Genomic DNA, 20,466 nt, shown 5'->3' with positions numbered 1-20,466 from the left:
TTCCTCAGCTTTCACGTCGTTCGGCGCCGGTCCGCAGTGCCTCGCGGAGCGCCTCGGGGGTCCACTCCTCGCGCAGCGCACGCCGCACGAGGTCCGCCTGCGAGGGCGGGGCCAGCCCGTCGACCGGCGGATCCCGGTCGAGGTTTGTGGGAAAGGGGTAGCCCTCGGCCGAGGCCGCGACGACCGCCTCCAGCCATGCGTCGCTCGCCCCCTCGGCCTTGCGGGCGAGCAGTACCGGGTAGACCGCGTTCACCATCGCCTCCCGGTCCACGCTCTCCATGGCCCGCCCGAACGCGGAGGACACCTGGAGGAGGTTCGCCATCCGGCGGATGTCCGCGGAGCGGTTGGTGCCGGCCGCGTGGAAGAGCGCCGGGTTGAAGAACGCCGCGTCGCCCTTGGCCAGCGGGAGTTGCACATGGTGGGCGTCGAAGTACGTCTTGAACTCCGGGAGACGCCACGCCAGGTAGCCGGGCTCGTACGAGTGCGAGTACGGCAGGTACAGCGTCGGTCCTGACTCGACCGGCATGTCGCAGTGGGCGACCGCGCCCTGCAGCGTCAGCACGGGGGACAGCCGGTGGACGTGCGCCGGGTAGGCGGCTGCAGTCTCGTTGGACAGGAAGCCGAGGTGGAAGTCGCGATGCGGGCTCTGCGCAGCGCCACCGGGGTTGACCACGTTGATCTGGGAGGTGACCTGGTAGCCGGGGCCGAGCCAGGCGGTCGAGACGAGGGCGACCATGTCGTTGGCGTAGTAGTCGGCGAACGCCTCGGGCGCGCGCAGCGCCGTCTTCTCCAGGGCGTTCCACACCCGGTCGTTGGCCCCCGGCTTGGCGAAGTGGTCGCCCGCGACCGTCCCGGCAGCGCGCTGGTCGGCGATGAGCGCCTCGAAGGCGGCGGTTGCCCGGTCCACGACCGGCAGATCGGCGAAGGCCCGTTGGAGGACCACGACGCCGGGTCCGTCGGTGAGCGCCCGGACGAGTTCCGCCAGGACCTCCCGGCGTCCCTCGGGCGTGGTGACGGCGGTGCGCAGCCGCTCACTGTCGTAGACGAGGACGTTCTCGCGGACGGCGGTCGCGTACGGGTAGTCGGCGGCGTCGGTCGTCCGCTCGGCCTCGGCGCGGAAGGCGTCGAGATCGCAGTCCTGTTCGGACAGCCACGCGCGGCGTTGTGCGGCGGTGAGGGACATCGTCGTCCTTCTCTCGATCATCAACATCGAACATCAACATCATCAACGGCGACGGCGCCTCAAGGCCGTCATTGTTGCTGTCATTGTTGTCATGACAAACTCGTCAAACAACCAGCAGACAGCCATCAAAAACCCCTCAAGCAGAAGCCGAGGAACCTCTCCATGGGCCACCCCTATCCGATCCGGGAGATCGCGCGTCAGGCGGGCCTCAGCGAGGCCACCGTCGACCGCGTCCTGAACGGCCGGGGCGGCGTGCGCGAGAGCACCCAGCGGGAGGTACGGCAGGCCATCGCGGACCTGGACCGGCAGCGCACCCAGGTCCGGCTGGTCGGCCGTACGTTCATGATCGACATCGTGATGCAGGCGCCCGAGCGGTTCACCACCGCCGTCCGGGCCGCCCTGGAGGCCGAGCTGCCGGTCCTGCACCCCGCCGTCGTTCGCTCCCGCTTCCACTTCCGCGAGACCGGCCCGGTCGCCGAACTGGCGGCGACCCTCGACCGCATCGCCCGCCGCGGCTCACAGGGCGTCATCGTCAAGGCTCCGGACGTGCCCGAGATCTCGGCGGCCGTCGGCCGGCTGGTGGCCGCGGGCATCCCGGTCGTCACCCTGGTGACCGACCTGCCCACCAGCGCCCGCCTCGCCTATGTCGGCATCGACAACCGGGCCGCCGGCGCCACCGCCGCCTACCTCATGGGCCAGTGGCTCGGCGAGCGCCCCGGCAACGTTCTCACCAGCCTCAGCAGCGGCTTCTTCCGCAACGAGGAGGAGCGCGAGATGGGTTTCCGGGGCGCGATGAGGGCCAGGCATCCCGAGCGAGCCCTCGTCGAGATCACCGAGGGGCAGGGCCTGGACGCCACCCAGTACGACCTGGTCCGGGACGCCCTGAAGCGCGACCCCGACATCCGGGCGGTCTACTCGATCGGCGGCGGCAACATCGCGACGCTACGGGCCTTCGAGGATCTGGGTCGCGAGTGCGCCGTGTTCGTCGCCCACGACCTGGACCACGACAACACCCGCCTGCTGCGCGAACACCGCCTGTCCTGCGTCCTCCACCACGACCTCCGCCAGGACATGCAAGAGGCCTGCCGCACGATCATGCGCACCCACGGCGCCCTGCCTCCCGCCGGCCCGACCCTGCCGTCCGCGATCCAGGTGGTGACGCCATACAACATGCCGCCACGCTGACCGCCATCCAGGGGGTCCGGGGGAACTCGGGGGCGGACTCGCGCCCCCGAAAGGGGCGCGGGGAACTGCGCGACCAGCCCCCACCGGCCCGCAGCCGACGAAAAGACCGCTACGCCCCCACCTTCACCCACGCCCCCGACTCCACAGACCGACTCATCGCATCCAGCGCGGCAGCGCTCCGCACCGCATCCGTCAACGTGGCCCCGTACGGCGTTCCTTCGGCCACCGACCGCACAAAACGGTGAGCCTCGATGACCTTCAGGTCGTCGTACCCCATCGCGTTCGCCGCCCCCGGCTGGAACGCCCCGAACTCCCCGTCACCCGGCCCGACGAACACCGTACTGACCGGCTGATCCTGGTACGACGTACCGGTGCTCACGCCCAGCTCGTTCATCCGGCGGAAGTCCCAGAACACCGCGCCCTTCGTGCCGTGCACCTCGAAGCCGTAGTTGTTCTGCTCGCCGACCGACACCCGGCACGCCTCCAGCACACCCCGGGCGCCGGAGGCGAAACGCAGCAGGCAGGAGACGTAGTCCTCGTTCTCCACCGGGCCCAGCTCACCGCCCGACGCACGGGTGTGCCCGGCCGTGGCGCCCGTCGGGCGGGACCGCTCGGGCACGAAGACGGCCGTGTCGGCGGTGAGCGAGGCGATGTCGCCGAGGAGGAAACGGGCCAGGTCCGCGCCGTGTGAGGCGAGGTCGCCCAGCACTCCGCTGCCGCCGCGCTCCCGCTCGTACCGCCAGGTCAGAGCGCCGTCCGGGTGGGCCGCGTAGTCGCTGAACAGGCGGACGCGGACATGCGTGACCGTGCCGATCTCGCCGGAGGCGATCAGCTGGCGGGCCCGCTCCACGGCGGGCGCGTTGCGGTAGTTGAAGCCGACCGTGCCCTGGACGCCGGCCTTGGCGACCGCGTCGGCGACCGCGCTCGCGTCGGCCGCGGTGAGGCCGACCGGCTTCTCGATCCAGATGTGCTTGCCCGCCTCGGCCATCGCGACGCCGATCTCCCGGTGCAGGAAGTTCGGCGCGGTGATGCTCACGGCCTGCACGCGCGGGTCGGCGGCGATGTCACGCCAGTCACGGGTCGTCGAGGCGAACCCGAACTGCGCGGCGGCCTCCTCGGCCCGGCCCGGCACCTCCTCGGCGACCATGACCAGTTCGGGCCGCAGCCCCAGCTGGGGGAAGTGGTGTGCCAGGCGGACGTATGCCTGCGTGTGCACCCGTCCCATCCAGCCGAACCCCACGACGGCGACACCGAGCGTACTTGCCATGACAGCCCCTCTTTGGACCGGTCCAGAACATTTCCCACTCACCCTCGGGGCGCTCGGCCGGTGCTGTCAACCCTTTCTGCCTGTGACGGAAGCCTTTGACAGGGCCTAGGGGGCTGTGGAACGGTCCAACACATGAGGCCACCGACCATCCGAGACGTCGCCGAACGAGCCGGTGTGTCGAAATCCCTGGTCTCGCTGGTGCTGCGCGGCTCCGAACAGGTACGCCCCGCGAAACGGGAGGCCGTCCTGCTCGCCGTGCGGGAGCTCGGCTACCGGCCGAACGCCGCCGCGCGCAGCCTCAGCGAACAGCGCACCCGGACTGTCGGCGTCCTCCTCAACGACCTGCGCAACCCCTGGTTCGTCGACCTGCTCGACGGCCTGGGCTCCCTCCTCCACGACAACGGCCTCCACATGCTGCTCGCCGACGCCCGCCTCAACCGGCGCAGCGGCCAGGACCTCACCGGCCCCTTCCGCGACCTCGGCGTCGACGGCCTGGTCGTGGTGGGCACCCTGCCCGACCCGGCGGTCCTCGGCGCCCTCGCCGAGCGCATCCCGGTCGTCGTCGCCGGCGCCCGTGAGCCCGTGCTGCCCGGCGTCGACGTGGTCGCCAACGACGACGAGCACGGCGCCCGGATCGCCACCGAGTACCTCATCGGGCTCGGTCACCGCCGTATCGCCCACATCGCCGGTTACGGCGCCGTCGGGGAACTGCGCCGACGCAGCTTCGAGGCGACCATGCGTGCGCACGGCCTGGCGGACAGCGCGCTCGTCGAGGCCGGCGACCTGACCGAGGAAGGCGGCTACCGCAGCACCGTCCGGCTGCTCGGCGGCCCCGCCGACCGGCCCACCGCCCTCTTCGCCGTCAACGACATGACGTCCGTCGGCGCCCTCTCCGCCGCCGAGGAACTTGGGCTGAGCGTCCCGCGAGACCTGTCCGTCATCGGCTACGACAACACGAACATCTCCCGGCTGCGCCACGTCTGGCTGACCACCGTGAACCCCGCCAGCCACGAGGTCGGCCGCCGCGCCGCCCGTTGTCTCCTCGACCGATTCGACCCGCCCCGAGCCCCGGGCAGCGTCCATCTCGCCGCACCCACACTGGAGATCCGGGGGACGACGGCCCCACCGGCCGAAGGTTGCTGAAGCCGTCTCAGGCCCGGTACTCGCGCAGCTTCCGGTAGAGCGTCGCGCGGGCGATGCCCAGGTCCGCCGCTGTACGGGCCTTGTTGCCACCGTTGCGGCGCAGCGCCTCCAGGATCGCGGTGCGCTCGGCGTGCTCCATCGGGCTGAGTGGGCGCGCGGCCGGCCCTTCCCGTACCGAGTCCGGGAGTTCGGCCCGCCCGACCGGCCCCGCCGCCCGTCGATTCTCCGCCAACGTCCGCACCAGCCGGGCGAGTTCGGTGAGGTTGCCGGGCCACTGATAGCGCTCCAGCGCCCGCAGCGCGTCCAGCGTCCAGGTGAGCGGCGGCGTACCGCTGGCCGGCCTCGGAGTCAGCGCCGGGAGCAACTCGCGGATGTCCTCCGGGCGTTCACGCAACGCGGGCAGGGCGACCGAGCGGGCGGCCAGCTTGTCCAGGAGCCGCTGGAGACAGGGGCCCGGGGGAGTGCCGGGTGTGTACGTGGCCAGCAGACGCACGTCCGGACGCTCGTCGAGGAGACCGTTCAGCGCGGCGACATCGGACTGGGCGAGCCGCTCGGCGTGCCGGAGGAGGAGCGGACGGTGGCCCATCAACTCGCTGCCTCGCAGGCAGAGTTCGGGTGACTCGGCGGCGTCCAGGACCAGTGGCTCGGTGCCGTTCAGTAGTTCGCGGGCCAGCGTGGTCTTGCCGGACCCGCGCTCCCCGGTCAGCAGGAGCGGTTCGGTGCCGCGGGCCAACTCCGTTGCCCGGCCCACCGCGTGGAGCCACGGCACCGAACTCCCGGTCGGCCGCCCCGCCACCGGGCGCGGCACCACCCGTACCGGCGCCCCCTCCGTGACCGGCTCCAGCAGGGCGACGATCCCGAGCACCCGACCGCCGACCTGTTCTTGCACCGGACGGAACTCGGCGGTACAGCCCGCCCCTTCGGGCAGCGCGATGTCGTACGACTCGACAGGCACCGCCGACCGCAACAGTGCCCGCGCGCCCCGCTCCAGCGACTCCAGCACCTGCGGCGACACCAGCCGCACCGCCGCCTCGCTGACCAGCCGGTTGCGCCCGTCCAGGGCCACCACCGCACGCTCCTGCCCGTCTCCCGGCCCACCGCCCGGACCGTGCGCCGCACGTGTGTACGCGTCGAGGAGTGTCCGCTCGGCCGAGCGGGAGCGGGCCTGCAACTCCGCCTCGACCGCCGCCGCTGCCGCCTCCGCGAGGGCTGCGCCGGGATGCGGACCCTCGCCGGTGCACAGTCCGGCGGCGACCGTGATCGTGCCGAGGGGGCGGCCGGACCCCGGGGCGAACACCGGAACGCTGACCGCCGACACGTCCTGCCACACGTCGAGGAAGTGCTCGGGGCCGTGCACCTCGGCGCGCCGCCGGGTGCGCAGGGCGAGCGCCGCGCTGTTGTGCCCGACCTCCCGCTCGGCCAGATCGCGGCGGAACCCGTCCCCGGGCGCGTCGCCCGCTGTCCACAGCACCCGCAGCCGGTCGTCGGTGAGCAACAGCGCAGACCGGCTGCCGAGCGCCGGGGCGAGTCGTTCGAGGACCGGCCGGGCCGCCGCCAGCAGTGCCGACCCGGCGGTCCGCGCGTCCACGGAGTCGGCCCGGCGCACGTCGTGCCGTACGCCGAGGAAGCGGGCACGGCGCCAGGCGGCGACCGTCTCGGCGGGGACGTCGGCGGGCAGCGGATGCCCGGTCAGGAAGCGCTGTCGTGCCTGGCTGAGCATGAGGTGGGCGGGAGATTCTTCGGCTGTGGTCATGGCACCACTCACGGTATCGGGCCGAGTCCGGCGACCGTGGAAGAGGTACCGGGAGGTGGTGGGTGTCTCGTATTGAGACACCCACGAACGACCGGGCCGCTCCACGATCACGGATGGCCGCCCGTTGTTCCCGCGCGCGGCCCGCCCAGCGTTTGGAGTGCTCGCCGTGCATACCGTTGTCGACACCGACGTGCTGATCGTGGGCAGCGGCCCGGCCGGGGCGTCGGCCGCGCTCGCGCTGAGCACCTACGGCGTACCCAACATCGTCGTCACCCGGTACGCGAGCCTCGCCGACACGCCCCGCGCGCACATCACCAACCAGCGCACGATGGAGGTCCTGCGCGACCTCGGCGTGGAGCAGGACGTGGTCGCCAGGGCCACGCCCCAGCACCTGATGGGCAACACCACCTTCTGCACCAGTCTGGCCGGCGAGGAACTGGGCCGGGTCCGCTCCTGGGGCAACGACCCGCTCGTCCAGGCCGCGCACGAACTGGCCAGCCCCACGCGTATGTGCGACCTGCCGCAGCATCTGATGGAACCGGTCCTCGTCGACGCGGCCGTCGCACGCGGCACCCAACTCCGCTTCCAGACCGAGTATCTGACGCACACTCAGGACGCGTCCGGCGTCACGGCCACCGTCCGTGACCGGCTGCGCGGCGACACGTACGAGATCCGCGCCCGCTATCTGATCGGCGCCGACGGCGGCCGTTCCAAGGTCGCCGAGGACGCCGGACTGCCCATGGGCGGCCAGATGGGCGTCGCGGGCAGCATCAACATCGTCTTCGACGCCGACCTCACCAAGTACACGGCCCACCGCCCCTCGACCCTCTACTGGGTCCTCGCCCCCGGCGCCACCGTCGGCGGTATCGGCGCGGGCCTCGTGCGCAACGTCCGCCCCTGGAACGAGTGGATGATCGTCTGGGGCTACGACGTGACCGCCGGCGCCCCCGACCTCACCACCGAGTACGCCGAGGGAGTCGTCCGCAGGCTGGTCGGCGACGACGACATCCCCGTGACCATCAGGTCGTCCTCCGCCTGGACGGTCAACGAGATGTATGCCGAGACCTATGCGAACGGGCGTGTCTTCTGCGCCGGCGACGCCGTCCACCGGCACCCGCCGTCCAACGGGCTCGGCTCGAACACCTCCATCCAGGACGCCTACAACCTGGCCTGGAAACTGAAGCTGGTCCTCGACGGCGTCGCCGCCCCAGGCCTGCTCGACAGCTACACCGCCGAACGCGCCCCCGTCGGCAGACAGATCGTCACCCGCGCCAACAAGTCCATCGGCGAGACCGCCCCGATCTTCGAGGCGCTCGACGGGCTCTCCCCGCAGACCCCCGAGGAGCTGTGGGCCAACATCGCCGCCCGCAAGGACGCCACCGAGGCCGCCGCCGACCAGCGCGCCCGGCTGCGCGAGGCGATCGCCGCCAAGGTGTACGAGTTCAACGCCCACGGAGTCGACCTCAACCAGCGCTACGAGTCCGCCGCGATCGTCCCCGACGGCACCCCCGACCCCGGCTTCGCCCGCGACCCCGAGCTGCACCACCAGCCCTCCACCCGCCCCGGCGCCAGACTCCCGCACGCCTGGCTCACCTCGGGCACCCGCACCCTGTCCACTCTCGACACCGTGGGCCGGGGCCGCTTCACCCTCCTCACCGGCATCGGCGGCGACGGCTGGATCCGCGCGGCGAAGGCACAGCCCCTCGACATCGCCACCGTCGTCGTCGGCCCCGGCCAGGAGTACGAGGACCCGTACGGCGACTGGGCCGGCCTCAGCGAGGTGTCCGACGCGGGAGTGCTCCTCGTACGCCCGGACGGGTTCGTCGCCTTCCGACACGCCGAAGCGGCCGAGAACGCCGAACAGTTGCTGACGGACGCGCTGCGACAGATCCTCGGACATGCCTGACGGGACGGTACGGGACGAGGAGCGCACGGAATGACCACTGAACCGAAGACAAGTGACGGCGGTGAGGGCGCGGCATTCACGACCGCCGTCACCGAGGCCGTCGTCGACAGCATGAGCGGGACGGCCGACCCGCGCCTGCGCGAGCTGCTCACCGCCCTCACCCGGCACCTCCACGCCTTCGTACGCGAGACCGAGCCGACGATCGAGGAGTGGGAGCGGGCCATCGGCTTCCTCACGGCGACCGGGCAGACCTGCACCGACACCCGGCAGGAGTTCATCCTCCTGTCGGACGTCCTCGGCGTCTCCATGCTCGTGGAGACCCTCAACGGCCACCGCGACCCGGGCGCCACCGAGTCGACCGTGCTCGGGCCCTTCCACATGACCGAGTCTCCGGTACGGGAACTCGGCGCCGACATCGATCTGGTGGGCGCCGGCGAGCCGTGCGTGGTCAGCGGCCGGGTGCTCGACCGGGACGGAACTCCGTTGCCCGGAGCGGTACTCGACGTCTGGCAGGCCGACACCGAGGGCTACTACGACGTGCAGCAGCCGGACGTGCAGCCGCCGGGCAACGGCCGCGGGCTGTTCACCGCGGACGCGGAGGGCCGCTTCTGGTTCCGCACCTGTGTCCCGAGCCCGTACCCGATCCCGACGGACGGCCCGGTCGGCGACCTGCTCCACGCCACCGCCCGGCACCCGTACCGTCCCGCACACATCCACTTCATCGCCACGGCCGAGGGCCACGAGCCCGTCACCACCCATATCTTCGTGGCGGGCAGCGACTATCTTGACTCGGACGCCGTGTTCGCGGTGAAGGAGAGCCTGGTCCAGGACTTCACCGAGACCGACGACCCGTCCCTGGCAGCCGAGTTCGGCGTGCCGAACCCCTTCCGCCACGCACGCTTCGACCTCGTGCTGGAGAAGGCGGAGAAGAAGTCGTGAGCGGCGCACCGGACTTCGTGTACGAGGCCCAGCCGATGCGGGTCGTGCTGCGGGCCGGGGCCGCCGTGACCGCGACCGCGGGGGAGGCCGAACGACTCGGCCTGCGACGGCTGTTGGTGGTGTGCGGTGCGCGCGGGAAGGACACCGCGCAGGCGGTCGCCGACTCGCTCGGACCGGCCCTCGCGGGTCTGCACGACGAGGCGCGGATGCACGTACCCGTCGAAGTCGCCGACCGGGCCGTCGAGGTGGCGCTCGCCGCCGGCGCCGACGGCTGTGTGGCGGTCGGCGGCGGCTCCGCGATCGGCCTCGGGAAGGCCATCGCGCTGCGCACCGGGCTGCCGCTGATCGCCGTACCGTCCACCTACTCCGGCTCGGAGATGACCCCCGTCTGGGGCCTGACCGAGCACGGCGCGAAACGTACCGGCCGCGACCGGTCCGTCCTCCCGCGCAGTGTGGTGTACGACCCCGAGCTGACCCTCTCCCTGCCGGTCCCGCTCTCGGTCACCAGCGGTATCAACGCGATCGCACACGCCGTCGAGGCCCTCTACGCCCCCGACGCCTCACCGCTCGTCTCCCTGATGGCGCAGGAGGGCGTACGGGCGATGGCCGAGGCGCTCCCGGACGTGGCCGCCCATCCCGCGTCCCTCGACGCGCGCGGCCGGGCCCTGTACGGGGCGTGGCTGTGCGGCTCCTGTCTCGGCGCCACCACCATGGGCCTGCACCACAAGCTGTGCCATGTCCTCGGCGGCACCTTCGGCCTGCCGCACGCCGAGACCCACACGGTCGTCCTGCCACACGCCCTGGCGTACAACGCGCCCGCCGCACCGGACGCGGCCGACGCCGTCGCCCGTGCACTGGGCGGCACGGTCGATGCCCCAACTGCCCTGTGGGAGCTGGCCGGACGCCTCGGCGCCCCGCGCTCCCTCGCCGAACTGGGCCTCACGGAGGCCGATGTGGCAGTGGCGGCGGCCCAGGTCACCGGGCAGCAGCCGTACGCCAACCCGCGCGAGGTCACGCCCGAGGGCGTGCTCAGGGTGCTGCGGGCGGCGTACGAGGGCGTGGCACCCCGGACGATCTGAGCCCGTCGGCGCTCCCGCGATGTCGCCGGGGCCGTGCGGCCAACTCGGTGTCTCAACTCGGTGTCTCAATACGAGACACCCGCACGGCTGTCGGCCGGTCCAAGATCGCACATGGGCCATGGCCTCGTGCCGGGCGCCGGGCCGTGCCCGCTCTTACGCCGGCCGAACCGGGGGCTGGGCCCTGTCGGCTCCGCGTTCCGCGGAGTCCGCCTTTGACGGTACGTGAGGAAAGGTGAGCCGTATGGCTTTCGCGCTGCTCAGGCGCCGGTGGTCCAAGGGGACCGGGGCCGGCGAAGGTCTGACGCTCCCTCTGCCGACGGGCGCGGGGGCCCTGAGCTGCGAGGTCCTCGACCCGCTGGGCCAGCCGATGGGCGGCGCCGAGGTGACGGTGAGCGCGACCGACGCCCACCAGGTGATGGCACGCGGTACGACGGACCCGTACGGCTACTTCCTCGCCGTGCTGCCGGCGGGGCGCTACAGCCTCATGATCATCGCCGAGGGGCTGACGCCGTACCGTGAGACGGTCGATCTCCTCGACGGTGTGATGCTCCCGGTGCAGCGCGTCCAACTGGAGCCGGCCCGGCCGCTGGACCTGCCGGTGCCCGGCACCTGGCTCTTCGATCCGCCGCACACCGCGATCCGGTTCATCGCCAAGCATGTCGGCATGGGGCATGTGCACGGCCGTTTCGAGCGGTTCGAGGGCGGTATCCAGGTGGCGCGGTCGATGATCGAGTCCCGCGTCCAGGTCCGTATCGACGCGTCGAGCATCACGACCGGAAACCGGACCCGGGACAACCACCTGCGGTCGGCGGACTTCCTGGACGTCGAGCGCTTTCCGTACATCGACTTCGTGAGCTCGCGTTTCTCCTACCGGGCCGGTGCGAAGTGGGTGGTGCAGGGCTCGCTGTCGATGCACGGGGTGAGCCGTTCGATGTCGCTGGAGACGACCTACCTGGGGTCGGTCAACGGCGGCTACGGCGAGGAGTTGCGCTGCGCGGCCCTCGCCCGGGCGGAACTGCACCGGGAGGACTACACGCTCAACTGGCGGTCCATGCTGGCCCGGGGTATCGCGGTGGTCGGCCCGACGGTCCAACTGGAGCTGGACATACAGGCGATGTACAGGACGCATGACACGCCTACGCCGCCGGAATAGCCGGCCGGAGCATGCCGACCGGAACAGCCAAGTTGTCTGCCGGGGGCCCCTGAAGCTTTCCTTCCGAGTGACCCATCCGTGATATGGGCATGCCAATCTGGCCGAGCCCGTTCCCCGGACGTCATCGATCAGGAGGCCCCCGTGAAGAGACGTGTGCGCACCCGAAGAGCCTCGCTCGTCCTCGGCAGCGCGGTCGCGCTGGTCGTCGCCTTTCCCGGTACCGCCCTCGCCGCCCCGCCCGGCGCCCTGCCGGCCAACGCGGACGGCACCGAGCAGACGTACCAGCCGGCCTACGACTACGACACGGACGGCTGCTACTCCACCCCCGCCATCGGCCCCACGGGCACCCTCAACGGCGGCCTCAAGCCGACCGGTTCCCTCAACGGCCAGTGCCGGGACGCCTCCGACCTCGACAACACCAACGGCTACTCCCGCTACAAGTGCAACAACGGCTGGTGCGCGATCATCTACGGCCTCTACTTCGAGAAGGACCAGGCCCTCGCGGGCAGCAGCATCGGCGGGCACCGGCACGACTGGGAGCACGTGGTGGTGTGGGTGCGGGACGGCGTGGCGCAGTACGTCTCGACGTCCGACCACGGCGGCTTCAGCATCTACCCCCGGGACCAGGTCCGCTGGGACGGCACGCATCCCAAGATCGTCTACCACAAGGACGGCATCAGGACGCACTGCTTCCGCCTCGCGGGCACCAACCACGAACCGCCGGAGAACCACAAGGGAACCTGGCAGTTCCCGGCGCTGGTCGGCTGGAACGGCTATCCGTCAGGCATCCGCGACAAGTTGACCGCCGCCGACTGGGGCAGCGCCAACTTCGGCCTCAAGGACGGCAACTTCAACTCCCACCTGGCGAAGGCCATGCCGGCGGGCATCACGTTCGACCCGAACGCCTGACGCCGTACCTGTCACTCGCAGCCGACCCCGTCGCCGTCCCGGTCGAGGTGCCGTCCATAGCCGGGATCGCCGACCCGTACCGGGGCGGCACCGGCCGCGCGGGCTGCCGTGCAGTTCTCGTAGTACACGTCGTCGCCGCCGGAGCCGGAGCCCCCGTCTGATCCAGTGTCTGATCCGGTGTCGGATCCGGTGTCGGTGTCGACCGCCGGTTCGGCCGTCACCGTCCTCGTCGCCAGCACGGTGACGGTGGCCGCGGGTTCGGGCGTGGCCGTCTCGGTGGCGGTGACCGTGGCGGTCGCCGTCGCCGTGGCGGTGACCGTCGCGGTGGGCTGCGGGTCGGCGGACACCGGGTCCTTCCCGTCCGCCTGACCGCCGTCGCCGATGGCGAGACCAAGGATGAACGCCAGCCCGATGGCGGGCAGTACGAATCTCTTGCGGGCCCATCTCGGGCCCTGCCGGTCCGGTGCGGGACCCGGTATCGGAGCAGACGGCACATTTCCGGACGTGTTGTATGGGTTGCTCATGATCGTCCCCCTGTTGTGTTTCGGGTGGGACGACGGTAGTGCGGCGGATGAGGCGGAAAGTGGTCTTTGATGTCCCGGTGACCGTTCCGTGACCGCTCGGAGGCATGGGCGGGTGTGCGGTAAGGTCTGTCTGTGCGATCACGCGGGGCAACCGCGGGTCGACGCACCGGGACGTGGCGCAGCTTGGTAGCGCACTTGACTGGGGGTCAAGGGGTCGCAGGTTCAAATCCTGTCGTCCCGACGGTGTGATGCGAAGGGTCTTCGCGGGCGAGAGCCCGCGAGGGCCCTTTTCGTATGGGCCGTTGGCCGGCTTTCGTTGACAACCGAATCCACCAAGGTTGTCATGGGCACATGATCCAGTGGCCGCGTCACCCCATGGGCGTACCGTCCGTGACCGGTCGCCGAGAGCTGCTCGACCTCGCCGGGACCGAGTTGGCGGCCCGTCATGGGGTCCTCTTCCACGGCGCCGCGGGGATCGGGAAGTCCACTCTCGTGGCCTCCCTCATGGCGTCCTTGGCCGTGCCCGCCCAGCCGCCCGGAACGGTGCTGCACTGCTCGCCCGCTCCGGAGGATGCCCGGCTTCCGTTCGTCGGCCTCGTCGACCTGTTCGCGCGGGTGCCGGAGAGCTGCCTGGAGGCGCTGGCGTCCGAACCCCGCGCGGCACTGAGCGCGGCACTGCTGCGCGACCGTGAACCGGCCGGCGACCGGAGCCGTCTCGCGGTGCGCGTCGCCGTCCTCGACGTGCTGCGCGTTCTCGCCGCCGCAGGCCCCGTTCTGCTGGTCGTCGACGGTCTCCAGTGGCTCGACGAGCCGACCGCCGAGGTGCTCGCCTTCGCCGTACGCCGTGTAGAGGGCCTCGACATACGGATGGTGACCGCCGAGCGGGTGGCCGACGGGGAGCAGCCCGAACGGCTGCGCTGCTGCCCGCCGGACACCGTCGAACTCCCCGTGCCACCTCTCGACGACGGTGAGGTGGCCCACCTCGTGCGCACCGTCATCGGCGCCGACCCGCCGCCGGGTGTGCTGCGGGCGATCCAGGACACCGCAGCCGGAAACCCGTCGTACGCACTCGAGTTGGCGCGGGAGGCCCCGCGCGACGCGGCGGCCCTCGGCCGGCCGCTGCCGGTGCCCCGAAGACTGCGCGGCCGGCTCCTCGACCCGATGCGCTCGCTGCCGCGACCGGCTCAGCACACCCTCCTTGTCGCCAGCGCCGCCGCCCACCCCACCCTCACTCTCCTGCGCGCCGCCGGGCTCCCCGATCCCGCCGCCGACCTCGCGGACGCCGAACGGCTCGGCGTCGCGACGGCCGATGCCCACGGAACCGTACGTTTTTGGCATCCGCTGATCCGGGCCGCCGTCTACGCCGACGCACCGGAGTACGGACGCCGTGAGGTGCACGCCCTGCTCGCCCGCGCGGTCACCGAACCCGTGGAGCAGGCCCGCCACCTCGCCCTCGCCCACCCGCACGAGGACGAGACCACCGCCCGCACACTGATGTCCGCGGCCGAGACCGCGCGCCGCGACGGCACACCCGACGCCGCCTTCGAGCTCGCCGGGCTCGCCGCCCTGCGTACCCCCGCCGACCGCCCCGCGGACCGCGCCGACCGGCTGCTCGCCGCAGCCGAATACGCCTGCGACGGCGGTCAGTTGGAGGAGGCCGGCCAGGCGGCCGGAACCGTCCTCGCCGGGTCGGGTTCCGCGCGGCAGCGGGCGCGCGCCCGAGTGATCCTGCTGCGCAACGCCGGACAGGCGCTGGAGGGCACCCGTGACCTGATCGAGGAGGGCCTCAGGGACGCCGCCGGCGATCCGGAGGCGGAGGCCTGGCTGCACTACTGGGCGGCCGTACGAGGCCTGCTGTGCGGGGAGCTGGAGGACGCGGCCCGGCATGCCCGCCGCGCTGCCCGGCAGGCGGACCGGGCCGGTGACACGGACACCAGGATCGGGGCCCTCGCCACCCTCGCCCGGGTGCGGTCCCTGGCCGGCGAACCGGTCGCCGCCGACACCGCCCTCGAGGAGGCGCTCGCGCTGGCAGGCGGCGCCGACGCCGGCCCGGAGAGCTGGGGACTGATCCGGATGCGGGCGATTCTCGCCCTGGACTCCGACAGGGTCACCGAGGCCGGGGAGCGGGTCACCCGACTCCTGGCGGAGATCGGCGAGTTCGCGGGGATCGAGGAGGTCGTGGCGACCCTGGTCGCGCTGACCCGTATCCAGGTGCGCGCCGGGCACTGCCGGGAGGCACTGCGCACCGCCGCCCACTGCTCACGCACCCTGGCCGAGACGGGCGTACAGACCGCCCCGGCACTCTATGCGGCGGCACTCGCGGCGACCGTCGGCGGCAGTGCCGACGAGGCCCGGCGCCTCGCCGAGCAGGCGGTACGGGCCTCGGAGGCCGACGGTGACCGGCTGTTCCTGCTCCGCGCCCTGGCGGTGCTGGGCCAGGCCGAGCTGCTCGCCGGCGACCCACAGGGTGCCGCGGCCGCGGTCGAGGTCCTGCAGCGCGTCAAGCAGCTGGGCGAGGCGATGTGCGCGGCCGACCCGCCGTTGCTGCACTGGTACGCGGACCTGGCCGAAGCCCTGGTCGTCCTGGGCGAGACGGACGCGGCCGGGGCCGTGCTGCACGATGCCCGCACGCGGGTGTCCGGCGAGGCGCCCGGCAGCGTACTGGCGGCCCTGGAGCGGGCGGAGGGACTGCGTGAGGCGGCGCTCGGCCGGGCGAAGGAGGGGGCCCTGCGGCTGCGTACCGCCGTGGACCGCCTACGCCGGCTGCCGTTGCCCGTCGAGCTGGTGCGCACCCTGATCGCACTAGGCACGGTCGAACGCCGGTCACGTCGCAGGAGCGCGGCGCGGACTGTCCTCCGCGAGGCCCTGGAGACAGCGAAACGGATCGGCGCCGCTCCACTCGCGGCACGGGCCTGGGACGAGCTGGCGCGACTTGACGCCAGAGACCGCAGCGGTGAGACAGGCGCGGGCGAATCCGAACTCACCCCCACGGAGGCCAGGATCGCGGAACTGGTCGGCGGCGGCGCCACCAACCGGGAAGTCGCCGCGAAGCTGTTCATCAGCGTCAAGACGGTGGAGGGCGCCCTCTCACGGGTCTACCGCAAGCTCGGGGTCCGCTCGCGCACCGCGCTCGCCCACGCGATGGCGGTCGCCGTCCTCGCCTCCGGAGCTGCCGTCGCGTACGGCGACGACGACCAAGTGGGTCCCGTGCCACAGGGAGTGACGGTAAGTCAGCCGGGCCGGGTACGGACGCCCCGCGCGCCCGACACTCGCCGTTGACACGACATGCGCCGTTAACACGTAGAGCAAGGGTTCCCCCGCTTACGGGGGAGGGGTCGCCGTTCCTACGGTGAAGTCGTTCCGCTTCCGGGACACGCCCCCACTCTCCGGAGGACCTCAGTGAAGTCACGCCTGAAACTGCTCGGCCTGGTCGCCGCACCGGCTCTGCTCGCCGCCGCGGTCCCCGCCGCCTACGCGGCCAACGCCGTCCAGCCGCACTCGACTCGCGCGGCTGTCACCGGAGATGTCCTCAAGGGCCTCAACAAGGACGCGACCCGCACCGGCAAGGTCGCCGCAGGCAAGCGGATATCGGTGGCGATCAGCCTGACCCCCAGAAACGACAAGGCACTCGACACCTTCGTCGCCAAGGTCAGCGACCCGCGGTCGAGTTCCTACGGCCACTACCTGACGAAGGGTCAGTTTGCCGCCCGCTTCGGCCGGACCGACGCCGAGGTCAAGCAGCTCAAGGACTACCTCCGCGCGCAGGGCCTCACCGTCGGCAAGGTCCACTCGGGCAACCTGCTCGTCGACGCGAGCGGCACCGCCGCCCAGCTGGAGAAGGCCTTCGGCACCAAGCTGTCGACCTGGAAGGACGCGTCGTCGGGGCGCTCGTTCTACGCCAACGAGGCCGCACCGACCCTGCCGTCCGCCGTCGCCTCCCTCGTGAGCGACGTGGCCGGCCTCAACAACCGCACCCAACTGCACCACCAGTCGGCCTCCAGGGTGGCCCCCCGCAACGGTCCGGGCGGCGGCTACACCCCGGCCCAGCTCAAGGGCGGCTACAACGTCTCCGGCACCTACACCGGCAGCGGCCAGAAGATCGCGCTGCTGGAGTTCGACGGCTTCCAGCAGTCCAACATCACGAAGTACGACACCAACTACAGCCTGGGTTCGCCCACTCCGACCGTGTCCAAGGTGGACGGCGGTTCGGGCGCGCTCGGTGACGGTCAGGTCGAGGTCGAGCTGGACATCGAGGTCCTGCACGCGATCGCCCCCAAGGCGAACGTCACCGTCTTCGAGGGACCCAACTCCGACGCCGGTGAGGTCGACACCTACCAGGCCATCGTCGACAGCGGCATCCCGACCACGTCGATCAGCTGGGGCGCCTCCGAGAGCGCGCGCACCACCTCCAACATCAACGCCGTGGACGCCGTCTTCAAGGCGGGCGCCGCCCAGGGCCTCGGCTTCTACGCGGCCTCCGGCGACGACGGCTCCGACGACGCGGGCGACGGCACCACCACCGTCGACTACCCGGCCAGCGACCCGTACGTCACCGGCGTCGGCGGCACCAAGCTGACCGTCACCTCGGCCAACGCCTTCAGCAAGGAGGTGGCCTGGTCCGGCGGCGGGGGCGGCAAGTCCTCCGTCTTCAAGATCCCCAGCTGGCAGACCGCGGTGCAGAAGAGCGCCGGCGGCGGCTTCCGCCAGGTCCCGGACGTCTCGGCGCACGCCAACCCCAGTCCCGGCGTCTCGATCTACTCCCAGGGTTCGTGGGGCACGGTCGGCGGCACCAGCGCCGCGGCGCCCGAGTGGGCGGCGTTCGCCGCGCTCTACAACCAGCAGGCCGCGGCGGCCGGCGAGGCCAACCTGGGCTTCGCCAACCCCGCCCTCTACACGGCGAGCGGCACCGGCTTCCACGACATCACCAGTGGCAGCAACGGCGACTACTCCGCTGCCACCGGCTGGGACTTCACCACCGGCTGGGGCTCGTACAACGCCGCGACCCTGGCGAGCAAGCTGCTCGGCTGACCCCACCGACCGATAATCGACGACCGTAGCGCGGGCCGGGACCACTCCCGGCCCGCGCTCGTCGGCTGTACCCGCCGGGTCGCCCGGTCGCCCGGGGCGTGTTCACGGGCGAAAGCCCTGCCGGAACACGCAACCACGAAGCCGCCTGGCCCCTCCTACACAGGAGAAGCACAGGCAGCGGTGAAGCGACGGGCCGTCGGAAACCGACGGGAAGCGACAGGGGTGGCGATGGAACGGCACTGGTCCCGCCGGAGGTTCATGGTCTACTCGCTGGCCGCGACCACCCTGACCGTGGCCGCGCCGATCGGCTGCGACACGTCCTCGGCGGAGGGCGCCGAGCCCCGGGCGGCCGACGGGAGCACCCGGGCCGGCGTCGTGGTGACCGGCAACGACGACGAGATGCTCGTCCTGGAGGTCACCGCGGCGAACCGGGTGGTCGTCCGGCTGCCGCGCGTCGAGGTCGGCCAGGGTGTCACCACCGCGGTCGCCATGATGATCGCCGAGGAACTGGACGCCCGCCTCGCCGACGTAGACATCCCGCTCGCCGACGCCCGCACCAAGGGAAGCCAGTACACCGGCGGTTCGAGCTCGGTCAGCTCGCTGTACGGACCGGCCCGGGCGCTGGCCGCCACCGCGCGCGCCCGACTGGTGACCGCCGCCGCCCACCACTGGCGCCTGCCCGCACGCACACTGCGGACCCGGAACACCATGGTGATCGCTCCGGACGGGCGTACGGCCACCTTCGGATCGCTGACCGCGACGGCCGCGAAGGTCACCCGGCCGGCCGTGTCCAGCAAGCCCAAACCCCCCTCCCGGCACAAGGTGATCGGGAAGCCGACGACCCGGATCGACGCGCGGGACATCATCACCGGCAAGGCGCAGTACGCCGGTGACCTGCGGGTGCCCGGCGCGAAACCGACCGTGGTGGCCCGGCCGCCGACGCTCGGCGGGAAGATCCGCGCGGTCGACGACCGCGCGGCCCGCGCGATGCCGGGCGTCCGCGCGGTAGTACGGGTCGCGGGCGGAGTCGCCGTGGTCGCGGACACCTTCCACCACGCCTTCCAGGCCCGCGACGCCCTGCGGATCACCTGGGCGCCGGGCCCGCTGGCGGGGCTGTCCGACGCGGCCATCAGATCCCGGCTGCGCGCCGCCGTCCCTCGACTGGGCGCCGCGCCGAGCGGATCGACGCAGGTGACGGGCGAGTTCGAGTTCGCATTCGTCGGCCATGCCCCGATGGAGGTGCTGACCGTGGTGGCGGACGTCCGCGCGGACCGCGCCGAGCTCTGGTTCTCCACCCAGACGCCGATGGACGCCCGGGACGGCATCGCCTCGGCGGTCGGGCTCCCGGCGTCGAAGGTCAAGGTCCATGTCATACGGGGCGGCGGCTCGTTCGGGCGGCGGCTGAACCACGACTTCGCGATCGAGGCCGCCCTTGTCTCCAAGGCGGCCCGCCGGCCGGTCAAGCTGATGTGGAGCCGCGGCGACGACCTGCGGCACGGCAGGATGCGCCCGGCCACCCAGCACCGGATCAGAGCCAGCCACAAGAGTGGCCGGGTGGTGGCCTTCGTCCACGCGACGGCTTCGGTGAGCGAGTCGTGGGAGGGGCAGAGCCTCGCCGCGCAGGGCGGGGTGACATCCGTGGTCGCGCAGGCGGGGCGTGCCCGGGAGGCCGGACCGCTGCCCAGCGACAGCGGGCTCTACAACTTCGGGCGGCTGTCCGGGGATTCGGGCGGCGTGGAGCTGGCGGCGATACCGCTGGGTGCCTGGCGCTCGGTGGACTCCGGGACGACCAGGACCGCCGAGGAGATCATGGTCGACGAGATCGCCCGCAGCCTCGGCAAGGACCCGGTCGCCTTCCGGCGCACCACACTCCGGAGCAGGGCCGTGCGCGCCGTGCTCGACAAGGCGGCGGCTGCCGGGAGTTGGGGCCGGGCCATGCCGGCCGGACACGGGCAGGGCATGGCGGTCCATGAGGAGTACGGCTCCTGTGTGGCCTGCCTGATCGAGATCGACGCCACCGACCCGAAGAACCCGCGCGTGACCCGGGCGGTGATGGCGGCCGACGTCGGAACGGCCGTGAATCCACGCGGACTTGAGGCCCAGCTCATGGGCACCACCATCGATGGCATCTCCACCGTGCTGCGGGCCGGCCTCCACATCGACCGGGGCGCGGTGCGCGAGGGCAGCTTCGCCGACTTCCACTACGCCCGCCAGCGGCACGCCCCCCTGCGCTTCGAGGCGCACATCATGCCGTCCAAGGGGGAGCCCGGCGGGGCCGGGGAACTCGGGGTGCCGGCCGCGGCGGGCGCGGTCGCCAACGCGTACGCCCGGGCCACGGGCACCAAGCCCCGGCGCTTCCCGCTCAACTTCTGACCCCCCGCCCCCTGTCCCAGACTC

General features: G+C 72.1%; 14 protein-coding genes and 1 tRNA gene. 11 read left to right on the top strand and 4 right to left on the bottom strand.

The features are described from left to right. Positions 1-4: 4 nt before the first annotated feature. Positions 5-1,183: a phytanoyl-CoA dioxygenase family protein gene (locus tag OG734_RS05245; protein ID WP_330293571.1), complete on the bottom strand. Its 1,179-nt coding sequence runs from the start codon at positions 1,181-1,183 to the stop codon at positions 5-7. 162 nt (positions 1,184-1,345) lie between these two features. Here OG734_RS05245 and OG734_RS05240 point away from each other — a divergent pair, with 162 nt between their 5' ends. Continuing rightward, entirely contained in the window at positions 1,346-2,368 is a 1,023-nt protein-coding gene (locus OG734_RS05240) for a LacI family DNA-binding transcriptional regulator (RefSeq protein WP_330286278.1), read from the top strand. Between the two features lie 109 nt (positions 2,369-2,477). Here OG734_RS05240 and OG734_RS05235 read toward each other — a convergent pair whose 3' ends face one another. Further along, the gene (locus OG734_RS05235; RefSeq protein ID WP_330286277.1) at positions 2,478-3,635 is read right to left on the bottom strand and encodes a Gfo/Idh/MocA family protein; all 1,158 of its coding nucleotides are present in this window, start codon (positions 3,633-3,635) and stop codon (positions 2,478-2,480) included. A 132-nt stretch (positions 3,636-3,767) separates the two neighbouring features. Between OG734_RS05235 and OG734_RS05230 the strand changes: the two genes are divergently transcribed. Then, positions 3,768-4,778, top strand: coding sequence for a LacI family DNA-binding transcriptional regulator (locus OG734_RS05230; protein WP_330286276.1), 1,011 nt, complete (start codon positions 3,768-3,770; stop codon positions 4,776-4,778). Positions 4,779-4,785: 7 nt separating this feature from the next. On the opposite strand, the gene OG734_RS05225 is transcribed toward OG734_RS05230, so the two are convergent. Then, positions 4,786-6,531, bottom strand: coding sequence for a helix-turn-helix domain-containing protein (locus OG734_RS05225; RefSeq protein ID WP_330286275.1), 1,746 nt, complete (start codon positions 6,529-6,531; stop codon positions 4,786-4,788). Between the two features lie 166 nt (positions 6,532-6,697). Between OG734_RS05225 and OG734_RS05220 the strand changes: the two genes are divergently transcribed. The 5 genes from OG734_RS05220 to OG734_RS05200 all read left to right on the top strand — a co-directional run bounded on the left by OG734_RS05220 (position 6,698) and on the right by OG734_RS05200 (position 12,517). Continuing rightward, positions 6,698-8,437 carry an FAD-dependent oxidoreductase gene (locus OG734_RS05220; RefSeq protein ID WP_330286274.1) on the top strand — a complete coding sequence of 580 codons (1,740 nt, stop codon included), beginning with the start codon at positions 6,698-6,700 and terminating at the stop codon, positions 8,435-8,437. A 30-nt stretch (positions 8,438-8,467) separates the two neighbouring features. Further along, complete coding sequence (locus OG734_RS05215; protein WP_330286273.1) at positions 8,468-9,376, top strand: intradiol ring-cleavage dioxygenase; 909 nt, start codon at positions 8,468-8,470, stop codon at positions 9,374-9,376. Positions 9,377-9,411: 35 nt separating this feature from the next. Further along, positions 9,412-10,455: a maleylacetate reductase gene (locus OG734_RS05210; protein WP_443065065.1), complete on the top strand. Its 1,044-nt coding sequence runs from the start codon at positions 9,412-9,414 to the stop codon at positions 10,453-10,455. A 241-nt stretch (positions 10,456-10,696) separates the two neighbouring features. Further along, on the top strand, positions 10,697-11,608 hold the full coding sequence (locus OG734_RS05205; protein WP_330286271.1) for a YceI family protein: 912 nt from the start codon (positions 10,697-10,699) through the stop codon (positions 11,606-11,608). 141 nt (positions 11,609-11,749) lie between these two features. Beyond that, positions 11,750-12,517, top strand: coding sequence for an NPP1 family protein (locus OG734_RS05200; protein ID WP_330286270.1), 768 nt, complete (start codon positions 11,750-11,752; stop codon positions 12,515-12,517). Between the two features lie 11 nt (positions 12,518-12,528). On the opposite strand, the gene OG734_RS05195 is transcribed toward OG734_RS05200, so the two are convergent. Next, a complete protein-coding gene (locus tag OG734_RS05195) occupies positions 12,529-13,041 on the bottom strand; it encodes an excalibur calcium-binding domain-containing protein (protein WP_330286269.1) in 513 nt (170 codons plus the stop codon). 167 nt (positions 13,042-13,208) lie between these two features. On the opposite strand from OG734_RS05195, the gene OG734_RS05190 reads away from it, so the two are divergent. From OG734_RS05190 to OG734_RS05175, 4 genes are all read left to right on the top strand, one after another. Continuing rightward, a tRNA-Pro gene (locus OG734_RS05190) sits at positions 13,209-13,282 on the top strand. A 110-nt stretch (positions 13,283-13,392) separates the two neighbouring features. Next, the gene (locus OG734_RS05185) at positions 13,393-16,320 is read left to right on the top strand and encodes a helix-turn-helix transcriptional regulator (protein WP_330286268.1); all 2,928 of its coding nucleotides are present in this window, start codon (positions 13,393-13,395) and stop codon (positions 16,318-16,320) included. Between the two features lie 120 nt (positions 16,321-16,440). Next, a complete protein-coding gene (locus OG734_RS05180; RefSeq protein WP_330286267.1) occupies positions 16,441-18,069 on the top strand; it encodes a S53 family peptidase in 1,629 nt (542 codons plus the stop codon). Between the two features lie 258 nt (positions 18,070-18,327). Then, complete coding sequence (locus OG734_RS05175; RefSeq protein ID WP_330293570.1) at positions 18,328-20,442, top strand: xanthine dehydrogenase family protein molybdopterin-binding subunit; 2,115 nt, start codon at positions 18,328-18,330, stop codon at positions 20,440-20,442. The last annotated feature ends 24 nt before the right edge of the window (positions 20,443-20,466 follow it).

The sequence above is a fragment of the Streptomyces sp. NBC_00576 genome, from assembly GCF_036345175.1.
Taxonomy (GTDB): Bacteria; Actinomycetota; Actinomycetes; order Streptomycetales; family Streptomycetaceae; genus Streptomyces.
Note: the sequence above shows the minus strand (reverse complement) of the source record. Positions and strands in the feature narration are given on the sequence as shown.